Raw genomic sequence first — 20,479 nt, 5'->3', positions numbered from 1 at the left:
GCTCCGCTTACTTCTTTTTGGCCGGGGCCGCTTTTGGCGCCAGTTCTGTCGTCATGTCTTCAAGCAACTTGTTGACGACCGGCACTGCGCCTTCCAGCTTGGCCTGGGTCATTTGCGCCGATTGCTGGGTCAGCTGCGGCATTTTTTCCAGGACTTTTTTGCCCAGGGGCGACTGATAGAACGCCACCAGATCCTTGAGTTCGGATTCGCTGAAGTTGGTGGTGTACAGCTTGACCATGTCCGGTTTCAGCTTGTCCCAGCCAATGGCCTGATCCAGAGCCGTGTTGGCTTTGGCCTGGTAGGTTTCCAGCAAGGCTTTCTTGGAAGCAGGTGCCTTTGTCTGCTCAAAACGCTGAGCAAACATTTGCTGCACTTGCATGTACACCGGGGTACCCAGCTTGTCGGCATGTGCCAGCTTCAGGAACGTTTCAGCACTGGCGGCGTGACTGGCGGTATCGGCGAAAACCTGGCCGCTGGCGCAAACCAGAGCAACCGCAGTACAGATGGCGCGAAGACGGGTCATCGAGTTTCCTTTTCTAGCAAGCGAGGCAGAACCCCAAGGGCGCCCATTCTGCGCCTAACAAAGTGCGTCACTCAACCCCGAGACTGATAGACGTTCTCATCAACCGACCAAAAGCCCTCTAAACACAAGATTGAACCCCTGCCCGCAATCTACGCCTAAGCTGTCTGGTCAGACCTTAAGGAGAAAGTGACGATGAGCCGTATCGAAACCGACAGTCTGGGTGAAGTTAGCGTCGCCGATGAGGCCTATTGGGGCGCCCAAACCCAGCGGTCGCTGATCAATTTTGCAATCGGCAAGGAAAAAATGCCGCTTGCCGTGCTGCATGCCCTGGTGTTGATCAAAAAAGCCGCCGCACGGGTCAACGACCGCAACGGTGACCTGCCTGCCGATATCGCCCGCCTGATCGAACAGGCCGCCGACGAGATACTCGATGGCGAACACGACGACCAGTTTCCGCTGGTTGTGTGGCAAACCGGTAGCGGCACCCAGAGCAACATGAATGCCAACGAAGTGATTGCCGGACGAGCCAATGAGCTGGCAGGCAAAGGTCGGGGGGGCAAGTCGCCGGTCCACCCCAATGACCATGTCAATCGCTCGCAAAGCTCGAATGACTGTTTCCCGACCGCCATGCACATTGCCGCCGCCAAAGCGGTCAATGAGCATCTGCTGCCTGCCATCAATGAATTGTCCGGGGGGTTGGCCGAGTTGTCGGCGCGCCACATGAAGCTGGTTAAAACCGGCCGTACCCACATGATGGATGCCACGCCGATTACTTTTGGCCAAGAGCTGTCAGCGTACGTCGCACAGCTGGACTACGCCGAGCGGGCCATCCGTGCAGCCTTGCCGGCCGTCTGCGAACTGGCCCAGGGCGGCACTGCCGTCGGCACCGGGCTTAACGCCCCCCACGGTTTTGCTGAAGCCATCGCCGCTGAAGTCGCCGCCCTGTCCGGCTTGCCGTTTGTCACTGCACCGAACAAGTTTGCCGCCCTGGCCGGGCACGAACCACTGACCACTTTGTCGGGTGCGCTCAAGACCCTCGCCGTGACCTTGATGAAGCTGGCCAATGACTTTCGCCTGCTGGGTTCCGGGCCACGGGCCGGGCTGGCCGAAATCAAGCTGCCGGCCAACGAGCCCGGCAGCTCCATCATGCCGGGCAAGGTCAACCCGACCCAATGCGAGGCGCTGTCCATGCTGGCCTGCCAGGTCATGGGCAATGATGTGGCGATCGGTTTTGCCGCCAGCCAGGGGCATCTGCAACTGAACGTGTACAAGCCCGTGATCATCCATAACCTGTTGCAGTCCATCCAGTTGCTGGGGGACGGCTGCAGTAACTTCCAAAAACACTGCGTTACAGGTCTTGAACCGGATGCCGCAAAAATGGCCGAGCACCTGGAGCGGGGGCTGATGCTGGTGACGGCGCTCAACCCTCACATCGGCTATGACAAATCTGCCGAAATCGCCAAGAAAGCCTATGCCGAGGATTTAACCTTGCGCGAAGCGGCACTGGAGCTTGGCTATCTCACTGATGCCGAGTTCGATCAGTGGGTACGCCCGGAAAACATGCTGGGGCCTGGCAAGCATTAAGCCGCGTTAGCCTGGGCTTCTCCGGCAGGAGAAGCCCAGGCGCGGGTTCAAAACACCTTACTTCTTACGCTTTTTATCGTGTTTATCGCGCTTGTCGAAGGCCGCTTCCAGGGCTTCGTTGATCGTGCGTAACACCTTGACCCGCGCCCAGCGCTTGTCATTGGCTTCGACCAGTGTCCAGGGCGAGATTTCAGTGCTGGTACGGTCAACCATGTCGCACACTGCACGCCGATACAGGTCCCATTTTTCCCGGTTGCGCCAGTCGTCTTCGGTAATTTTGAAGCGTTTGAAGGGGATTTGTTCACGCTCCTGGAAGCGCTCCAGCTGCGTGTCCTTGTCGATTGCCAACCAGAACTTGACGACGATCGCTCCCGCATTGGTCAGTTGTTCTTCAAAGTCGTTGATCTCGCCATAAGCACGCATCCAGTCGACCCGCGTACAAAACCCCTCGACCCGCTCAACCAGTACCCGGCCATACCAGGAGCGGTCGAAGATGGTGAATTTGCCCCGTGCCGGAATTTGTCGCCAAAAGCGCCAGAGATAGGGTTGCGCACGCTCGTCTTCCGAAGGTGCCGCAATGGGCACGATGTCGTATTGACGCGGGTCCAGCGCAGCCGCTACCCGGCGTATCGAGCCCCCTTTACCGGCGGCGTCGTTGCCTTCAAATACTGCAATGAGTGCGTGGCGACGCATGCGCTTGTCACGCATCAGCCCTGACAAGCGGGCCTGCTCGGTAATCAGTTGCTCCTCGTAATCGTTCTTGCCCAGGCGCAAGCTCATGTCCAGGCAATCAAGCAGGCTCACGCCACTGAAGTCGTCGATAAAAGGCGCTTCATGGGTAGAGTGCGCCGTGACGGGGGGCGCATTGAGCGCTGCCTGCAGCCCTTCCAGCAGGATTTTGCCCACCGTAAGGCTGCGATAGTACGGATCAACACCCTCGACAATGTTCCACGGGGCATAGTCACGGCTGGTGCGGCGAATGGCTCGCTCGCCATAGCGCACAAATTTTTCATACGTCTTTGACTGCTGCCAGTCGAGCGGGCTGATGCGCCAGCTGTGCAACGGATCGTCCTTAAGTGTGTGCAAGCGCGCCTTCATTTGTTTTTTGGACAAGTGAAACCAGAACTTGAAAATGATCGCACCTTCATCGCAAAGCATTTTTTCCAGACGCTCGGCACCATTGATCGCCTGATCAAGCACCGCGTTGTTGAACAGGCCGTGCACCCGACCTTGCAACATCTGGCTGTACCAGTTGCCAAAGAACACACCCATGCGGCCTTTGGCCGGGAGCAACCGCCAATAACGCCAGGCCGGTGGATGCGCCAGCTCTTCGTCGGTCTGGCGGTCAAAGGTGCGTACCTCAATCAGGCGCGGGTCCATCCACTCGTTGAGCAACTTGACCGTTTCACCCTTGCCGGCTCCTTCAATGCCGTTGATCAGCACAATCACCGCAGCATTCTTCTGTTGGTGAAGCTCAAACTGAACTTCAAGCAACGCCTCACGTAAGGCAGGAGCCTCTCTTTCGTAGGTTTCTTTGTCTATGAAATGACCGATTTCCGCAGATTCGAACATGGAGAGCTCCCTGGCAAGTTGTCACAAGACTAGCGGAGTGCTCTCTAAGGTGTAGGAACAATCCGCACAAACCTGTCACAGAGCAATACCTTGGGGGCTGATCAGCTAGAATGGCCGCCTTGCCGTTGCCGAGCCGCACATGACTATTGAAACGCCCAATGCCCAGATTGACTGGGATGACCAAGGCCGCCCTCATTCTCGGGCGTTTGATGATGTGTATTTTTCGGACCAGTCCGGTCTCGAAGAAACCCGTTACGTATTTATCGAGCAGAACGCTCTCAAAGAGCGCTTCAGCGCCCTGCCCGCCCATGGCGAGCTGGTGATTGGCGAAACCGGATTCGGCACCGGGCTCAATTTTTTGTGCGCCTGGCAACTGTTTGAGCAGACAGCACGGCCCGATGCCCGTCTGCACTTCATCAGCGTCGAAAAATACCCCCTGACCCGCGACGACTTGCAGCGCGCCCTCGCCCTGTGGCCAGAGCTGACGCGCTACAGCGAGCAATTGCTGGCGGTCTATTTCGCGATTCACCCCGGTTTTCAGAGCCTGTGCCTGGACAACGGTCGAGTGACGCTCACCCTGCTGATCGGTGATGTACTGGAACAGCTGCCGCAACTCGACGCACGCATCGACGCCTGGTTTCTCGACGGCTTCGCCCCGGCGAAAAATCCGGACATGTGGTCCCCCGAGCTGTTCGCGCAACTGGCTCGCCTTGCGGCGCCCGACTCCACCATCAGCACCTTTACCAGTACTGGCTGGGTGCGCCGGGCGTTAAACGACGCCGGCTTCAAAATGCGCCGTACGCCAGGCATTGGCCACAAGTGGGAAATCCTGCGCGGCGCTTTTATCGGTTTGCCGGAGCAAGCAACCCCCAGCCCAACCATCAAGCCTTGGTACGCCCGCCCGCCTCAGATCGAGGGCGAGCGTAAAGCCCTGGTGATCGGTGGTGGTCTGGCGGGCTGTGCCAGTGCCAATAGCCTGGCCAAAAGAGGTTGGCAAGTCAGCTTGCTGGAGCGCCATGAGAAACTGGCCAAGGAAGCCTCGGGCAATCCGCAAGGGGTGCTGTATCTGAAGCTTTCCGCCCACGGCACAACCCTGTCGCAACTGATTGTCAGCGGTTTTGGCTATACCCGCCGCTTGCTGGAGCAACTGCAGCGCGGACGCGACTGGGATGACTGCGGTGTGCTGCAATTGGGCTTCAACGCCAAAGAGAGCGAACGTCAGGCGCAATTGGCGGGTGCCTTTCCTCCGGCGCTGGTGCACTTGCTCGACCAGCCCCAGGCCCAGGCATTGGCCGGCATCGAACTGGCCCATGGCGGCCTGTTCTACCCGGAAGGTGGCTGGGTGCATCCACCAGCACTGTGCCATTACCAGGCGCAGCGCCCAGGCATTCAAGTCCTGACCCACCATGATGTCGTGCAACTGCGCAACGTCGACGGCCAGTGGCAGGCCTGCCAGGGCGATGAGGTACTGGCCAGTGCGCCGGTGGTGATTCTGGCCGGGGCTGCCGAGGTCAAGCGTTTTGCCGCCAGCAGCGGCTTGCCGCTCAAACGCATTCGCGGCCAGATCACCCAACTGGTCGAGACCCAGGACAGCGCCGCGTTGAACACCGTGGTATGCGCGGAAGGTTACGTTGCCCCCGGGCGCTTGGGTGAGCACACCCTGGGCGCCAGTTTCGATTTCAATAATGAAGACCTGACCACGACACCAGCCGGCCATCAGGGCAATCTCGATCTGCTCCAGGAGATCTCCCCGGACATGGCGCAACGCCTGGGTGGCGAGCACCTGGACCCCGAACATCTCAGCGGCTGGGCAGCTTTCCGTTGCACCAGCCCTGACTACCTGCCGATCGTCGGGCCGCTGGCCGACCCCGAGGCCTTCACCGAGGCTTATGCTGTGCTGCGCAAGGACGCACGCCAGGTGCCCGGCACCGAATGCCCATGGCTGCACGGCCTGTACGTCAACAGCGGTCACGGTTCGCGCGGCCTGATCACCGCCCCGATCTCCGGCGAGCTACTGGCGGCCTGGATCGATGGTGCACCCTTGCCTGTCCCCCGCAGCATCGCCGAAGCCTGCCACCCCAATCGCTTTGCACTCAGGGCGTTGATCAAAGGGTTGTAACCCCCCTCTGGACGGGCGCTCGGGACGCCCTTCAGGCAGGCGGCCGGGTGCCACTCATCCACCCGACGTGAAAATTTATTGAACGATTGCGACGCCTGGGTACTCGAAAAAAACGATTACTCGCGGCGGCGCGCTCTGACAGTGTGTTCGCGCCGCAAGGATCGGGAGAAAGGTCAGAGCGCTGTGTCCGATCCAAAACAGGACCTGAGCGCTACGGGGTGCAAGCATTGCCGGATTTTTTCGGCTTGCGCCTTTGCACGGTGGACCCGCTCGCCGATTGACGGGAGCGAGCCGGTGAACCCGAAAAGGCTGTAGAGGGTACGCATCAGGTACCCAGGAATCAGCAGTAGCGCTGCAGGCCCGGATTCAAAAGGGTTAAAGCAGCATGTGCGGATTAGCTGGAGAGTTACGTTTTGATCACCAACCTGCCAACCTGGCAGCCATCGAACGCATCACCCATCACCTTGCACCACGCGGACCCGACGCTTGGGGATTTTACAGTCAGGGGCCAGTTGCCCTGGGGCATCGGCGCCTCAAGATCATGGACTTGTCAGACGGTTCCGCGCAGCCGATGGTCGACAACTCACTTGGCTTGTCGCTGGCCTTCAATGGCGCGATCTATAACTTCCCCGAATTAAGAGCTGAACTGCAAGACCTCGGATACACCTTTTACTCCGAGGGTGACACCGAAGTCCTGCTCAAGGGCTATCACGCCTGGGGCGAAGCCTTACTGCCCAAACTCAATGGCATGTTTGCCTTCGCCATTTGGGAACGCGACGCCCGGCGTCTGTTCATCGCCCGTGACCGCCTTGGGGTGAAACCGCTGTACCTGTCGCGTACCGGTGAACGCCTGCGCTTTGCTTCCAGCCTGCCGGCGCTGCTCAAGGGTGGTGACATCAACACCTTGCTCGACCCGGTAGCGCTCAACCATTACCTGAATTTCCACTCTGTAGTGCCCGCCCCCAGGACGCTGATTGCCGGGATTGAGAAACTGCCGCCGGCCACCTGGATGCGCATCGACGCCAACGGCAGTACCGAACAGAAAACCTGGTGGACACTGCCCTACGGCCCCCATGCCGATGAAACTCATCTGACCCTTGAAGACTGGCGCGACCGCGTGCTCGACAGCACCCGCGAAGCCGTCGCCATACGCCAGCGTGCAGCCGTGGATGTCGGTGTATTGCTGTCGGGCGGGGTCGATTCGAGCCTGCTGGTGGGGTTATTGCGCGAGGTCGGTGTACAAGACCTGTCGACTTTTTCGATCGGTTTCCAGGACGCTGGCGGCGAGCGCGGTGACGAATTCCAGTACTCGGATCTGATCGCCCGGCACTACGGCACGCAGCACCACCAGTTGCGGATTGGCGAAAACGAAATCATCGAACAGTTGCCAGCGGCCTTCCGTGCCATGAGCGAGCCGATGGTCAGCCATGACTGCATCGCTTTTTACTTACTGTCCCGCGAAGTCGCCAAGCATTGCAAAGTGGTACAGAGCGGTCAGGGCGCGGACGAACTGTTTGCCGGTTATCACTGGTACCCGCAAGTGGATGGCGCCCGCGATCCCTACGCCGCCTACCGCGAAGCATTTTTCGACCGCAGCCATGACGAGTACAAAGCCACTGTCCAGCCACAGTGGTTAACCGCCAATGATGCGGCGGGAGATTTTGTCCGGGAACATTTCGCCCAACCGGGTGCCGACGCCGGAGTGGACAAGGCCCTGCGCCTGGACAGCACGGTGATGCTGGTGGATGACCCGGTAAAACGGGTCGATAACATGACCATGGCCTGGGGCCTTGAAGCCCGCACACCGTTCCTCGATTACCGTCTGGCTGAACTGTCGGCCCGGATTCCGGCCCGTTTCAAACTGCCGGACGGTGGCAAGCAAGTGCTCAAGGAAGCGGCGCGACTGGTGATTCCCAGCGAAGTCATCGACCGTAAAAAGGGTTATTTCCCGGTTCCTGGGCTCAAACATTTGCAAGGCGACACCTTGAATTGGGTACGGGACCTGCTGCTGGATCCGAGTCAAGACCGCGGGCTGTTCAAGCCGGCCATGCTTGACCAGTTGCTGACCAATCCCCAAGGTCAGTTGACCCCCTTGAACGGTTCAAAGCTGTGGCAACTGGCAGCCTTGAACTTGTGGCTGAGCGAACAAGGAATCTAACCAATGAAACCCCTCGCTACGGCTTACAGCCAGCGCTTGATACGCGGGCAAACACCGTCTTATGAGCGCCTCCAGGCGCGCTTCGCCGAAGACGGCAGTGAATTGGGCGCCCTACCTGTCGCCGTGCATTGCGGCTGGGGCCGGCTACTGATCGGGCATACTTTCCCCGACCCGCTGAGCCTGGCCAACGAGTTACTCAAGGAACGCCCCGGCGAGCGCGATATCGCGCTCTATGTGGCCGCGCCCCAGCAGGTGCTGGCGCAATCTCCGCAACAGCTGTTTCTCGATCCCTCGGACACCTTGCGTCTGTGGTTCAGTGACTATCGCCCGGCCACCCGGGTATACCGCGGCTTCCGGATCCGGCGCGTGCAAAGCGAGTCCGACTGGGCAGCCATCAACAGCCTGTATCTGGCGCGCAATATGCTGCCTGTCGACCCTGCCCTGCTGACCGCGCGGCATAAAGGCGGGCCGGTGTACTGGATGGCCGAGGATGAAGACAGTGGCGCGGTGATTGGCAGCGTCATGGGCTTGAATCACCATGCAGCGTTTCATGACCCGGAGAACGGCAGCAGCCTGTGGTGCCTGGCGGTTGATCCTCACTGTACCCGACCCGGGGTCGGTGAAGTGCTGGTGCGGCACTTGATCGAACACTTCATGAGTCGCGGCCTGAGCTATCTGGACTTGTCGGTGCTGCACGACAACGCACAGGCCAAGAATCTTTATACGAAGCTGGGGTTTCGCAACCTGTCGACGTTTGCCATCAAACGCAGAAACGGCATCAACCAGCCGCTCTTCCTTGGCCCCGGTCCTGAAGCCGGGCTCAATCCCTATGCGCGGATCCTGGTCGAAGAGGCCTACCGGCGCGGTATCGACGTGCAGATTGATGACGCCGCAGCCGGACTATTCACCCTCAGCCATGGCGGGCGCCGGATCCGCTGCCGGGAATCGCTGAGTGATCTGACCAGCGCCATCAGCATGAACCTGTGCCAGGACAAAAGGCTGACCCACAAAGTATTGAGCCAGGCGGGGCTGAATTTGCCGGTCCAGCAACTGGCCAGCAATGCCGATGACCATCTGGCATTTCTGGAGGAGCACGCGCGGATCGTGGTCAAGCCCGTGGATGGCGAGCAAGGCAATGGTGTGGCGGTGAACCTGGACACCCTCGAACAGGTGCAACAGGCCATCGAAACGGCGCGTGCGTTCGACAGCCGGGTGCTCCTCGAAAGCTTCCATGAAGGGCACGATCTGCGGATTGTGGTGATCGGCTTTGAAGTCGTCGCCGCCGCCATCCGCCGACCCGCACAAGTGACGGGCGATGGCCTGCACAGCGTTGCACAATTGATCGAGGCCCAAAGCCGTCGGCGGCAGGCCGCCACCGAAGGCGAAAGCCGCATTCCGCAAGACGCCGAAACCCTGCGCACGGTGCAGGCGGCAGGCTACGAGTACACAAGCATTTTGCCCGCAGGTGAACCCCTTGTCGTACGCCGCACTGCCAATTTGCACACCGGCGGCTGCCTGGAAGATGTCACCGACATACTGCACCCGACGTTGGCCGACGCGGCGATTCGCGCGGCCCGGGCACTGGACATTCCCGTGGTAGGCCTGGACCTGCTGGTCCCGGCCGCCGATCAACCCGAGTATGTGTTTATCGAGGCAAACGAACGTGCCGGCCTGGCCAACCATGACCCGCAACCGACGGCAGAACGCTTTATCGATTTGTTGTTCCCCCATAGTCAGCCGGCGCCCTGACCCGCGTCGCTGAACGTCATCCCGAGCCGCGCTGCGTTCACAAGACGCAGCGGGCCTCGCCTCTGGAGCTTTCATGAATCCCACAATCCCTGAACCCGACCTCGAGTACCTGCAACGGGTATTGCTGGAAATGCTCGCCATTCCAAGCCCTACCGGCTTTACCGACACCATCGTGCGCTATGTCGCCGAACGCCTCGAAGAGCTGGGGATTCCGTTTGAACTGACCCGGCGTGGCACGTTGCGCGCCACGCTCAAGGGCCAGAAAAACAGCCCGGACCGCGCCGTCTCCGCTCACCTCGACACCATCGGCGCCAGCGTGCGGGCAATCAAGGACAACGGCCGGCTGGTCCTGGCCCCCGTGGGCTGCTGGTCCAGTCGCTTTGCCGAAGGCAGCCGCGTCAGCCTGTTTACCGACAACGGCGTGATTCGCGGCAGCGTATTGCCGTTAATGGCCTCGGGTCATGCGTTCAATACCGGCGTCGATGAGCTGCCGATCAGTTGGGATCACATCGAGCTGCGTCTGGACGCGTACTGCGTCACCCGTGCCGACTGCGACTCTCTGGGGATCAACGTCGGCGATTTCGTCGCCTTTGACCCTCTGCCGGAATTCACTGAAAGCGGTCATATCAGCGCTCGGCATCTGGATGACAAAGCCGGTGTCGCGGCCCTGCTCGCCGCCTTGAAGGCGATTGTCGAGAGCGGTCAGCAACCCTTGATCGACTGCCACCCGCTCTTCACCATTACCGAAGAAACCGGAAGCGGTGCGGCCGCAGCCTTGCCGTGGGATGTGAGTGAGTTTGTCGGTATTGATATTGCGCCGGTAGCGCCGGGGCAGCACTCCAGTGAACATGCGGTCAGTGTGGCCATGCAGGATTCAGGCGGGCCTTACGACTACCACTTGTCACGGCACTTGTTGCGCCTGGCCAGCGAAAACGAACTGCCGGTGCGCCGGGACATGTTCCGCTACTACTTCAGCGATGCCCATTCAGCGGTGACCGCAGGGCACGATATTCGTACCGCGTTGCTGGCCTTCGGCTGTGATGCCACCCACGGCTATGAGCGCACCCACATTGATAGCCTCGCAGCGCTGAGTCGCTTGCTGGGTGCCTATATGCTCAGCCCGCCGGTGTTTGCCAGCGATGCACAACCGGCACAGGGGTCACTGGACCGCTTCAGCCATCAGCTTGAGCATGATGCACAAATGGAAAGCGACACACGGGTGCCGTCGGTCGACAGTCTGGTAGGGGATAACCGGAGTTAGTCATGGCCTGCAGGAGCAACCGGCGGAAAACCGATTGCTCCTGCGGGAAAGGCCGGAGGCCTCAGACCTGAGACTGCGCGCCTTCGAACCAGGCAAGCTTTTCACGCAACAGCACCACTTCACCCACAATCACCAGGGTTGGCGCATGAACTTCGTGCTCTGCCACCAATGATGGCAAATCCTTCAGCGTACCGGTGAACACCCGCTGGTTCGCGGTGGTGCCTTGCTGAATCAAGGCTGCCGGGGTATCCGCCGAACGACCATGTTTAATCAGTTGTTCGCAGATGACCGGCAAGCCCACCAGGCCCATGTAGAACACCAGTGTCTGTGCCGGCGCGACCAGATCGCTCCAGGGTAGATTGCTGGTGCCGTCCTTCAAATGCCCCGTGACAAAACGCACGGATTGCGCGTAATCACGATGGGTCAGTGGAATCCCGGCATACGCCGAGCAACCACTGGCAGCCGTAATCCCCGGCACCACCTGAAAGGCAATGCCATGGGCTGCCAGCTCTTCAATTTCTTCGCCACCTCGGCCGAAGATGAACGGGTCGCCGCCCTTGAGCCGCACCACCCGCTTGCCTTGCCGAGCCAGGTCCACCAATTGCTGGTTGATCTGATCTTGCGGCACGGCGTGGTCAGCGCGACGCTTGCCGACATACACCCGCTCGGCATCACGACGGCACAGCTCAAGAATCGCCGGTGCCACCAAGCGGTCGTACAACACCACATCCGCTTGTTGCATCAGACGCAAGGCGCGGAAGGTCAGCAGATCGGGATCACCCGGCCCTGCCCCCACCAGATAAACCTCACCGGTGGTCTTGACCGGTTCACCCTTGATTTTCGCCAGCAACATGCGCTCGGCTTCAGCCCCCTGCCCGGCCAGTTGACGGTCGGCAATCGGCCCCTGAAACACGTCTTCCCAGAAGCCGCGGCGCTGCTGTACGTCCGGAAACAGGCCTTTGACCTGAGTCCGGAAACGCGCCGCAAGACCGGCAAGCTGCCCGTAAGTCGAAGGTATCCAGGTTTCAAGCTTCGCGCGAATCAACCGCGCCAGTACCGGTGCATCGCCGCCGCTGGAGACGGCAATCACCAAGGGCGAACGGTCAACAATCGCCGGAAAAATCACACTGCACAAGGCCGGAGCATCCACCACATTGACCGGTACGCACCGGCGATTGGCATCCGCGGACACCTGGGCATTGAGCGGCTCATCGTCGGTCGCTGCGATGATCAGGACGCAGCCGTCCAGATCCGCTTCAACATAGCCGCGCAACACTTGCTCGCCGCCACTGCTGTTTACCAACTCGCACAACTGAGGTTCTATTTCGGGTGCGACAACCCGCAGCACCGCGCCGGCATCGGCCAGCAGCCGGGATTTGCGCAAGGCAATCTCCCCGCCGCCAACCACCAGCACACGGCGGCCACGCAGGTTATGAAACAGCGGCAGAAACTCCATTTAGCCGATGACCTCGATGCCGCCCATGTAAGGCTTGAGTACTTCAGGCACACGGATCGAGCCGTCTGCCTGCTGATAGTTTTCCAGCACGGCTACCAGGGTACGGCCTACTGCCAAACCGGAACCGTTCAAGGTGTGGACCAGTTCCGGTTTGCCGGTTTCCGGGTTACGGAAACGCGCCTGCATGCGACGGGCCTGGAAATCACCGCAGTTGGAGCACGACGAAATCTCGCGGTACTTGTCCTGGCTCGGAACCCATACTTCCAGATCGTAAGTCTTGACCGCGCTGAAGCCCATGTCGCCGGTGCACAGCGCCAGGGTACGGTATGGCAGTTCCAGCAGTTGCAAGACTTTCTCGGCATTGCCGACCAGGCCTTCCAGCGCGTCCATCGACGTCGATGGCTCGACGATCTGCACCATTTCAACCTTGTCGAACTGGTGCTGACGAATCATGCCGCGGGTATCACGGCCTGATGCACCGGCTTCACTGCGGAAGCACGGTGTGTGCGCCACAAACTTGATCGGCAGGGTTTTGTGATCGACGATTTCGCCGGACACGATATTGGTCAGCGACACTTCAGCGGTCGGGATCAGGTACAGATCGGCTTCGCCTTCGCGGCTGATCTTGAACAGGTCTTCCTCGAACTTCGGCAACTGGCCGGTGCCCTGCAACGCAGGCGCCTGGACCAGATAAGGCGTGTAAGCCTCTTCATAGCCGTGTTCATTGATATGCAGGTTGAGCATGAACTGTGCAAGGGCACGGTGCAGGCGTGCGATTGGCCCGCGCAGCAAGGCGAAACGCGCACCAGACAGTTTGGCAGCGGTTTCGAAGTCGAGCCAGCCGTACTGCTCGCCCAGTGCAACGTGGTCCTTGATTTCAAAATCGAAGACCTTGGGCGTGCCCCAGCGACGGATTTCGACGTTGCCGTCTTCGTCAGCGCCGACCGGCACCGATTCGTGCGGCAGGTTTGGCAGGCTCAGCAGGATCGAGTCCAGTTCAGTCTGAATCGCTTCCAGCTCGACTTTACCGTTGGCCAGATCGCTGCCCATGGTTTCGACACTGGCCATCAATGGCGCGATGTCTTCACCGCGCGCCTTGGCCTGGCCGATGCTCTTGGAGATGGCATTACGCTCGGCCTGCAGCTTCTCGGTCAGGGTCTGGACTTCTTTACGCTTGGCTTCCAGCGCGTCGATGCGCGCCACGTCCAGCTTGAAGCCACGGGATGCCAGGCGATCCGCTACGTCCTGCAGGTTGCTACGTAACAGTTTGGAATCGAGCATGTCGGTTTCTCGTTTATCAAAGTTTGGTCAGGGACAGGCCAGCCCAGGTTGCGAGCAGCCCGCCGAATACGCTGAGGGCCGCATAGCCCAGTGCCAGCGGCACTTGCCCGCTTTCAAGCAGGCGCACCGTATCCAGTGAAAAGGATGAAAAAGTGGTCAAGCCGCCCAGGAAACCGATCATCAGCCCGGCTCGGACTTCAATCGGTACTTCCGGGCGCATCAAAAAAAGGCCGTAAAGGATGCCAATCAGCAGGCAGCCCACGATATTAACGGCCAATGTCGCCGTATAAAAGTGCCGAGGCCAATTGGCGTTGATCCAGTTACCCGTGGCAAAGCGCAACAAGGTGCCCGCAACACCGCCGGCCGAGACGGCAAGAACAACAGGAATCAAGGTTTTCTCCGCTGTATCGGGCTGGCACGGTCCAGAGCGGCAAGGTGCTTGAGCTTCTCGCCGATTTTGAGTTCCAGCCCGCGAGGCACCGGTTGGTAGAGCGCCAAGGGCTCCAGCTCGTCCGGAAAATAGTCTTCGCCCGCAGCATAAGCCTCGGGCTCGTCATGGGCGTAGCGGTATTCGTCACCGTAGCCGAGCTGCTTCATCAGCTTGGTCGGCGCATTGCGCAAGTGCAGCGGCACTTCGAGCGAGCCATATTCGGCCGCGCTGCGCAGTGCAGCCTTGAAGCCCATGTATACGGCGTTGCTTTTTGGCGCGCAGGCCAGGTAGGTAATGGCCTGCGCCACTGCCAGCTCACCTTCCGGACTGCCGAGCCGCTCTTGCACGTCCCAGGCCGAGAGGCACAGGCTCAAGGCCCTGGGGTCGGCGTTGCCGATGTCTTCACTGGCCATGCGTACCACTCGCCGGGCGATATACAACGGGTCGCAGCCGCCATCGATCATGCGGGCAAACCAGTACAGGGCACCATCCGGGTTGGAACCGCGCACCGACTTGTGCAGGGCCGAGATCTGGTCGTAGAACGCTTCGCCGCCCTTGTCGAAACGACGCTGGGTGTCGCCCAGCAAGCTTTGCAACAGTTCGGTGCCAATTTCGCTGTGGTCTTCAGCCAGGTCCGAGGCGTTCTCCAGCAGGTTGAGCAAGCGCCGGCCGTCACCATCCGCCGCCCGCAGCAGCGTCTGGAAGCCTTCATCGCTAAGGGTCAGATCACGCTTGCCCAGACCACGTTCTTCGGTCAACGCACGCTGCACCAGCTTGTGCAGAGCCGCTTCATCGAGGCTTTTGAGCACATACACCCGCGCCCTGGACAACAACGCGTTATTGAGTTCAAAGGAGGGGTTTTCAGTAGTCGCCCCGATGAAGATCAAGGTACCGTCTTCGACGTAGGGCAAAAACGCATCCTGCTGCGACTTGTTGAAGCGATGCACTTCGTCGACGAACAAGATGGTGCGCCGGCCATACTGCGCGGCCTGCTGCTTGGCGATCTCAACGGCCTGGCGGATCTCCTTGACCCCGGCCAATACCGCCGAAACCGTCTCAAAGTGCGCATCCGAGACTTCAGCCAGCAACCGCGCCAGGGTGGTTTTACCCACCCCCGGCGGGCCCCAGAAGATCATCGAATGCAGCGCACCCTGCTCCAGCGCTTCGCGCAAGGGCTTACCGCGAGCGAGCAGGTGTTCCTGACCGACATACTCATCCAGGTTGGCTGCGCGCAGACGGGCAGCCAGCGGTTGAGCGATCGGGGCACTTCGAAACAAATCCATGGGCAGCGTTTCAAACCTCTTGTTCCAGGATTACTCCTGGATGACGTCAGCCCCTTTCGGGATCTCGAACTTGAATTTTGAGGCTGGGATCGGCTTGTTGACCTCAACCCCGTTGAACAGAATGTTGGTGCGCTGTCCTACGCTGTCGATCAGTTGCATGTCGTTGATCTTGCCGCCGCGAAACGACAGACGCAGGGAGTCGAACAAGGTGTCCTTGGTTTTCGGCTTGAGGGTGAAGTCCATCACGTCACCGGCCTGTTTTGAGGTGATGTCAAAACTTTCACTGATCTTCGACACATCACCGGACAGCAGCAGGGCCGGGGTCTGGGTCAGACGCTGATCCAGCTTCTTGATAGTGGCCTGTTCCAGGTCCGGGTCCCAGAGCGTCACTTTCTGCCCGTCGGATATCATCGTCTGCTCTTGCGGAGCATCGGTGTGCCAGTAGAACAGGCCCGGACGCTTGACCGCCATCTCACCGGCGGTTTCCTGCAGCTGGGTGCCGCTGCCATCCAGCGTCAGCTGGGAGAAACGCGCAGTGATGGTGTCCGACTGCCCGAGCAATTGGCCAAGACGCTTCACACTGTCAGCGTCAGCGTGGGCCGAAAGCGAAGAAAAAGCCAATACCGGTAGCAAAAGCAGGCTGGCAAAACGCATGGAATTCCTCATTGATTAGTGCAAGGCCGCTTGCGGATTTTCCGCAGGCCGGTCAATCGCGTACAGGGGCTGGCGCCAGCACTTCGCGGGAGCCATTGGTGTTCATCGAGGTCACAACCCCGGCCATTTCCATGGACTCGATCATACGGGCCGCACGGTTGTAGCCGATTTTCAGTTTGCGCTGTACGGCAGAAATTGAAGCACGGCGGCTCTCAAGGACGAACTGCACGGCCTCGTCATAGAGCGCATCGGTTTCAGCGTCATCGCCGCCTTCGCTGCTGCCACCGTCAAACCCGCTGCCAGGTTCTTCGACGCCAGCCAGGATGTCATCGTTGTAATCCGGGCTGCCGCGCAACTTCCAGGCTTCAACGACGCGGTGAACTTCTTCATCGGAAACGAACGCGCCGTGAACACGAATCGGCAAGCTGGTACCTGGCGGCATGTAGAGCATGTCACCATGCCCCAGCAGTTGCTCCGCGCCACCCTGGTCGATGATGGTGCGCGAGTCGATCTTGCTCGAAACCTGAAACGCCATACGGGTCGGGATGTTGGCCTTGATCAGGCCGGTGATGACATCCACCGACGGACGCTGGGTGGCCAGGATCAAGTGAATGCCTGCGGCACGGGCTTTCTGGGCAATACGGGCGATCAGCTCTTCAACCTTCTTGCCAACGATCATCATCATGTCGGCAAATTCGTCGACCACCACCACGATGGTCGGCAACTTGGTCAACAGCGGCGCTTCGTCGTGAATGCTTTCTCGCTTGTACAACGGATCGGTCAACGGCTCGCCTGCCGCTTCAGCCTCTTTGATCTTCTGGTTGAAGCCGGCGAGGTTACGCACGCCCATCTTGGCCATCAACTTGTAGCGACGCTCCATCTCGGCCACGCTCCAGCGCAAGGCGTTCGCGGCGTCTTTCATGTCCGTTACCACCGGGCACAGCAGGTGCGGAATGCCTTCGTAGATCGACAGCTCAAGCATTTTCGGGTCGATCATGATCAGCTTGGCGTCTTCCGGGCCCGACTTGAACAGGATCGACAGGATCATGGCGTTCACACCCACCGACTTACCGGAACCGGTTGTACCGGCCACCAGCAAGTGCGGCATTTTCGCCAGATCGGTAATCACCGGCTTGCCACCGATGTCATGCCCCAACGCCAGGGTCACAGGGGACTTGGCATCATCAAACTCCGGGGTCGACAAGACTTCGGAGAACCGTACGATCTGACGGTCCTCGTTAGGGATCTCGATCCCCACCGTGGTCTTGCCCGGAATCACTTCAACCACCCGCACACTGGTCACGGCCAGCGAACGGGCAAGGTCTTTGGCCAAGTTGGCAATACGGCTGACCTTGACCCCGGCTGCAGGTTGAATCTCGTAACGGGTGATCACCGGCCCCGGGTGAATCGAATCGACCGACACCTCGACCCCAAACTCCTTGAGCTTGATTTCAAGCAGGTGGCCAACGGCCGCCAGGGATTCAGGGGAATAGTTGAGCTGTTTCTTCTCGGCCGGGTCAAGAATCGAGATTGGGGGCAGCGTACCTTCCACCGCGCTGTCGACGAACAACGGGGCCTGCTTTTCTTTCTGCACACGCTTGCTTGGCTCGGGGGCTTTGGCAGGTGCGGGCGCAATCACAGCCGGCACGTGTTTTTCGCGCTCGGACATATGTTTGGTCAGCGCCTGCTCGCGTTCGATCAAGCGTTCCTTGGCCTTGGCTTGCTCACGCTTGTCGGAGACGCTCGGCGCAACCACTTCATTGACCCGGCTGTCGGCTTCACGCAATTGAGCCACCAGTTGCTTGCGCTCGTTACGGTCCGCCCACCAGCGATTGGCAGCCCCCTGGATCAGCTCAAACAGGTCCAGGGTGATCTTGCCGGTCACGTCCATCACCTTGAACCATGACAGGTCAGTAAATACCGTCAGGCCAAACAGGAACAATGCAATCAGCAGCAAAGTGCTGCCCTGGACGTTCAACGCGTTCTTGGCCAGATCTCCCAGGCTCTCGCCCAAGGCCCCCCCGGCACCTGCGGGCAGGCCCGCCGCCGAGTGGAAGTGCAGATGAGCCAGGGCCGCGCCCGAGAGCACCAGAAACAGCAGCCCGACCAGGCGCCACGAGAACAGCCAGCCGCTCCACTGCCACGGCTGATGCCGCTCACGAAAAATCTGGTAAGCCTTGACCGCCAGCAACAACGGGAAGATGTAGGCGAAATAACCCAGCACCATGAACAGGATGTCAGCGCTGTAGGAGCCTGCCGGCCCGCCGAAGTTCTGTACATCCACTACGCGGCTGTTATGACTCCAGCCGGGATCGTCCTTGCCGTAGGTCAGCAGGGCCATCATCAAAAACAGACATAAGGCCCCAATAGCGATCAATGCACCTTCCTTGAGCCGGTAGTGCAATTGCTGACGCCAGAGAGGAACTGCTTTGGGTGCTGCTGTGGATTTCTTCAAAACGCGTCTTTTCCTGCGCCTGTGGCGCGCCCAACTATTGATTGACTGCAAAATACTGCTCGCATCGAGCAGGTGACAAGTTCAGACATGAAACTGGACTAGCCTTGCACACGGCCTTGTATGATTACCTGCAACTGCATGACCAGCCCGCCATGCAACCCAGTGAATTCTGTGCAGTTTAGAACAGCTCAAACAAGCGGGCCATTGTACGGGTTTAAGCCGTGGATGCCATGCCGCCGCCAGGGACGCTGACATTTACCGTCCATAGGCCTGAGAGGCGCTAATTTGAGCATGCATTGCCTTTTGTGACAAAGACTTATACCACTGTCAAAACCGACGTTGCATTTAACTGGCAGATCGACTGAGACCACACCCGTGCGACAGAGTTGCAGCCGCCCTCCCCTACTTCAGTAAGACTGATTGCCATGCTGACCTGGTTAAAACGCGACACCCTCACCTTCCCGCCCTTGAACAAGGCCATGCGCGAGCCCAATGGACTGTTGGCGGCAGGCGGCGACCTGTCGGCCGACCGGTTGATCCAGGCCTATCGCCACGGCTGCTTCCCGTGGTTTTCCGAAGGCCAGCCGATCCTCTGGTGGTCACCGGACCCGCGTACCGTGCTGTTCCCCGAAGAACTTCACGTTTCGCGCAGCCTGGGCAAGCTATTGCGCCAACAGCGCTATGACGTGAGCTTTGACCGCGACTTCGCGACCGTCATACGAGCGTGCGCAGCGCCCCGCGCCCATGCGGATGGCACATGGATCACCGATGACATGCAAGCGGCCTACATCGAGCTTCATGCACGGGGCCACGCCCATTCGGTTGAAGTATGGGACAACGGCGAACTGGTGGGCGGCCTGTATGGCCTGGCAATGGGCCAGCTGTTTTTCGGTGAATCCATGTTCAGCCGCGCCGATAACGCCTCGAAATTCGGGTTTGCGACGCTGGTCAAGCAACTCCAGGCCTGGGGATTCGTCCTGATTGACTGCCAAATGCCCACCGACCACCTGCAAAGCCTGGGCGCCCGCTCTATTGCCCGCAACCAGTTCGCCGAGTATCTGCGCAATCATCTGGATCAGCCTGCAACTGCTCAATGGGTTTTGTAGGCGAGTTCTGTACGCTGGCTTACACTTAATTCAAAGATTTTCCGAGGGCCAATCATGACCGAGCTGGCGCGCTTGAAGTTTTATGCCACTCAACCTCACGTTTGCAGCTACCTGCCCGACGAACAGGCCACCACGCTGTTCCTCGATCCCAGCCAGCCGATGGATGTGCAGGTCTACGCCGACTTGTCCGAAATGGGCTTTCGGCGCAGTGGCGACCATCTTTATCGGCCGCATTGCCTGAAGTGCGACGCCTGCACGCCTGCGCGCATTCCTGTGGCGCTATTTACCCCCAATCGTCAGCAAAAACGTATTTTCAAGCGCAATGCCGACTTACAGGTACAAGCCAAAAAACCCGGCTTCAGCGAAGAGCATTTTGACCTTTACAAACGCTATATCGAGCAGCGGCATGCCGATGGCGACATGTTTCCACCGAGCCGCGATCAATTTTCGACCTTCCTGGTACGCGACCTGCCGTTCTCGACCTTTTACGAGTTCCGCCTTGGCCCACGCTTGCTCGCCGTCGCTGTCACCGATGTGCTACCCAACGGTTTATCGGCGGTCTACACCTTTTACGAACCCACCGAAGAACGCCGCAGTCTGGGTCGCTACGGGATTCTCTGGCAAATCGCCGAAACCCGGCGACTGGGGCTGGACGCGCTCTATCTGGGGTACTGGATCAAAAACTGCAAAAAGATGAATTACAAGACCGAATATCGGCCCATTGAGCTGCTCATCAATCAGAGATGGAGCACTCTTAACTGAACCCTTGGCTTAAACCCCATTTTTCGGGCACAATGCACGCCGCTTTTGCCTGGCGCAGTTGCACCGGGCCATTCATTGGACACCGA

At 59.6% G+C, this 20,479-nt stretch carries 15 protein-coding genes; 7 read left to right on the top strand and 8 right to left on the bottom strand.

Annotated features, from left to right (window positions below; translation table 11 throughout):
* Positions 1-7: 7 nt before the first annotated feature.
* On the bottom strand, positions 8-523 hold the full coding sequence (locus DQN55_RS07680) for a DUF2059 domain-containing protein (protein ID WP_048382518.1): 516 nt from the start codon (positions 521-523) through the stop codon (positions 8-10).
* Positions 524-715: 192 nt separating this feature from the next.
* Here DQN55_RS07680 and DQN55_RS07675 point away from each other — a divergent pair, with 192 nt between their 5' ends.
* Positions 716-2,107: a class II fumarate hydratase gene (locus DQN55_RS07675; RefSeq protein WP_048382517.1), complete on the top strand. Its 1,392-nt coding sequence runs from the start codon at positions 716-718 to the stop codon at positions 2,105-2,107.
* Between the two features lie 57 nt (positions 2,108-2,164).
* On the opposite strand, the gene pap is transcribed toward DQN55_RS07675, so the two are convergent.
* A complete protein-coding gene (pap, locus tag DQN55_RS07670) occupies positions 2,165-3,679 on the bottom strand; it encodes a polyphosphate:AMP phosphotransferase (RefSeq protein WP_048382516.1) in 1,515 nt (504 codons plus the stop codon).
* Positions 3,680-3,818: 139 nt separating this feature from the next.
* Between pap and mnmC the strand changes: the two genes are divergently transcribed.
* From mnmC to DQN55_RS07650, 4 genes are all read left to right on the top strand, one after another.
* Positions 3,819-5,798, top strand: coding sequence for a bifunctional tRNA (5-methylaminomethyl-2-thiouridine)(34)-methyltransferase MnmC2/FAD-dependent 5-carboxymethylaminomethyl-2-thiouridine(34) oxidoreductase MnmC1 (mnmC, locus tag DQN55_RS07665; RefSeq protein WP_048382515.1), 1,980 nt, complete (start codon positions 3,819-3,821; stop codon positions 5,796-5,798).
* Between the two features lie 385 nt (positions 5,799-6,183).
* On the top strand, positions 6,184-7,956 hold the full coding sequence (locus DQN55_RS07660; RefSeq protein ID WP_048382514.1) for an N-acetylglutaminylglutamine amidotransferase: 1,773 nt from the start codon (positions 6,184-6,186) through the stop codon (positions 7,954-7,956).
* Positions 7,957-7,959: 3 nt separating this feature from the next.
* Complete coding sequence (ngg, locus tag DQN55_RS07655; RefSeq protein WP_048382513.1) at positions 7,960-9,705, top strand: N-acetylglutaminylglutamine synthetase; 1,746 nt, start codon at positions 7,960-7,962, stop codon at positions 9,703-9,705.
* Positions 9,706-9,778: 73 nt separating this feature from the next.
* The gene (locus tag DQN55_RS07650; protein ID WP_048382512.1) at positions 9,779-10,966 is read left to right on the top strand and encodes an osmoprotectant NAGGN system M42 family peptidase; all 1,188 of its coding nucleotides are present in this window, start codon (positions 9,779-9,781) and stop codon (positions 10,964-10,966) included.
* Positions 10,967-11,027: 61 nt separating this feature from the next.
* Here the strand turns inward: DQN55_RS07650 and cysG are convergent, their stop codons facing one another.
* The 6 genes from cysG to DQN55_RS07620 are packed head-to-tail and all read right to left on the bottom strand — an operon-like array spanning position 11,028 to position 18,567.
* On the bottom strand, positions 11,028-12,422 hold the full coding sequence (cysG, locus tag DQN55_RS07645) for a siroheme synthase CysG (RefSeq protein ID WP_048382511.1): 1,395 nt from the start codon (positions 12,420-12,422) through the stop codon (positions 11,028-11,030).
* On the bottom strand, positions 12,423-13,703 hold the full coding sequence (gene serS, locus DQN55_RS07640) for a serine--tRNA ligase (RefSeq protein ID WP_048382510.1): 1,281 nt from the start codon (positions 13,701-13,703) through the stop codon (positions 12,423-12,425).
* Positions 13,704-13,719: 16 nt separating this feature from the next.
* Positions 13,720-14,094, bottom strand: a complete 375-nt coding sequence (gene crcB / locus DQN55_RS07635; RefSeq protein ID WP_048382509.1) for a fluoride efflux transporter CrcB — start codon at positions 14,092-14,094, stop codon at positions 13,720-13,722.
* The gene (locus DQN55_RS07630; RefSeq protein ID WP_048382508.1) at positions 14,091-15,416 is read right to left on the bottom strand and encodes a replication-associated recombination protein A; all 1,326 of its coding nucleotides are present in this window, start codon (positions 15,414-15,416) and stop codon (positions 14,091-14,093) included. The genes crcB and DQN55_RS07630 overlap by 4 nt, the downstream gene beginning before the upstream one ends.
* 30 nt (positions 15,417-15,446) lie before the next feature.
* Positions 15,447-16,070: an outer membrane lipoprotein periplasmic chaperone LolA gene (gene lolA / locus DQN55_RS07625; RefSeq protein ID WP_048382507.1), complete on the bottom strand. Its 624-nt coding sequence runs from the start codon at positions 16,068-16,070 to the stop codon at positions 15,447-15,449.
* Positions 16,071-16,122: 52 nt separating this feature from the next.
* The gene (locus tag DQN55_RS07620; RefSeq protein ID WP_408634592.1) at positions 16,123-18,567 is read right to left on the bottom strand and encodes a DNA translocase FtsK; all 2,445 of its coding nucleotides are present in this window, start codon (positions 18,565-18,567) and stop codon (positions 16,123-16,125) included.
* A gap of 383 nt (positions 18,568-18,950) precedes the next feature.
* Here DQN55_RS07620 and aat point away from each other — a divergent pair, with 383 nt between their 5' ends.
* Positions 18,951-19,631 carry a leucyl/phenylalanyl-tRNA--protein transferase gene (gene aat / locus DQN55_RS07615; protein WP_048382505.1) on the top strand — a complete coding sequence of 227 codons (681 nt, stop codon included), beginning with the start codon at positions 18,951-18,953 and terminating at the stop codon, positions 19,629-19,631.
* Positions 19,632-19,685: 54 nt separating this feature from the next.
* Positions 19,686-20,393: an arginyltransferase gene (locus DQN55_RS07610; protein ID WP_048382504.1), complete on the top strand. Its 708-nt coding sequence runs from the start codon at positions 19,686-19,688 to the stop codon at positions 20,391-20,393.
* The last annotated feature ends 86 nt before the right edge of the window (positions 20,394-20,479 follow it).

The organism is Pseudomonas taetrolens (assembly GCF_900475285.1).
GTDB classification, from domain to species: domain Bacteria; phylum Pseudomonadota; class Gammaproteobacteria; order Pseudomonadales; family Pseudomonadaceae; genus Aquipseudomonas; species Aquipseudomonas taetrolens.
Note: the sequence above shows the minus strand (reverse complement) of the source record. Positions and strands in the feature narration are given on the sequence as shown.

Bases quoted from the DNA above. Each gene is read 5' to 3' on its own strand.
- DQN55_RS07680 (WP_048382518.1), bottom strand. From the start codon at position 523: ATGACCCGTCTTCGCGCCATCTGTACTGCGGTTGCTCTGGTTTGCGCC.
- DQN55_RS07675 (WP_048382517.1), top strand. From the start codon at position 716: ATGAGCCGTATCGAAACCGACAGTCTGGGTGAAGTTAGCGTCGCCGAT.
- pap (WP_048382516.1), bottom strand. From the start codon at position 3,679: ATGTTCGAATCTGCGGAAATCGGTCATTTCATAGACAAAGAAACCTAC.
- mnmC (WP_048382515.1), top strand. From the start codon at position 3,819: ATGACTATTGAAACGCCCAATGCCCAGATTGACTGGGATGACCAAGGC.
- DQN55_RS07660 (WP_048382514.1), top strand. From the start codon at position 6,184: ATGTGCGGATTAGCTGGAGAGTTACGTTTTGATCACCAACCTGCCAAC.
- ngg (WP_048382513.1), top strand. From the start codon at position 7,960: ATGAAACCCCTCGCTACGGCTTACAGCCAGCGCTTGATACGCGGGCAA.
- DQN55_RS07650 (WP_048382512.1), top strand. From the start codon at position 9,779: ATGAATCCCACAATCCCTGAACCCGACCTCGAGTACCTGCAACGGGTA.
- cysG (WP_048382511.1), bottom strand. From the start codon at position 12,422: ATGGAGTTTCTGCCGCTGTTTCATAACCTGCGTGGCCGCCGTGTGCTG.
- serS (WP_048382510.1), bottom strand. From the start codon at position 13,703: ATGCTCGATTCCAAACTGTTACGTAGCAACCTGCAGGACGTAGCGGAT.
- DQN55_RS07630 (WP_048382508.1), bottom strand. From the start codon at position 15,416: ATGGATTTGTTTCGAAGTGCCCCGATCGCTCAACCGCTGGCTGCCCGT.
- lolA (WP_048382507.1), bottom strand. From the start codon at position 16,070: ATGCGTTTTGCCAGCCTGCTTTTGCTACCGGTATTGGCTTTTTCTTCG.
- aat (WP_048382505.1), top strand. From the start codon at position 18,951: ATGCTGACCTGGTTAAAACGCGACACCCTCACCTTCCCGCCCTTGAAC.
- DQN55_RS07610 (WP_048382504.1), top strand. From the start codon at position 19,686: ATGACCGAGCTGGCGCGCTTGAAGTTTTATGCCACTCAACCTCACGTT.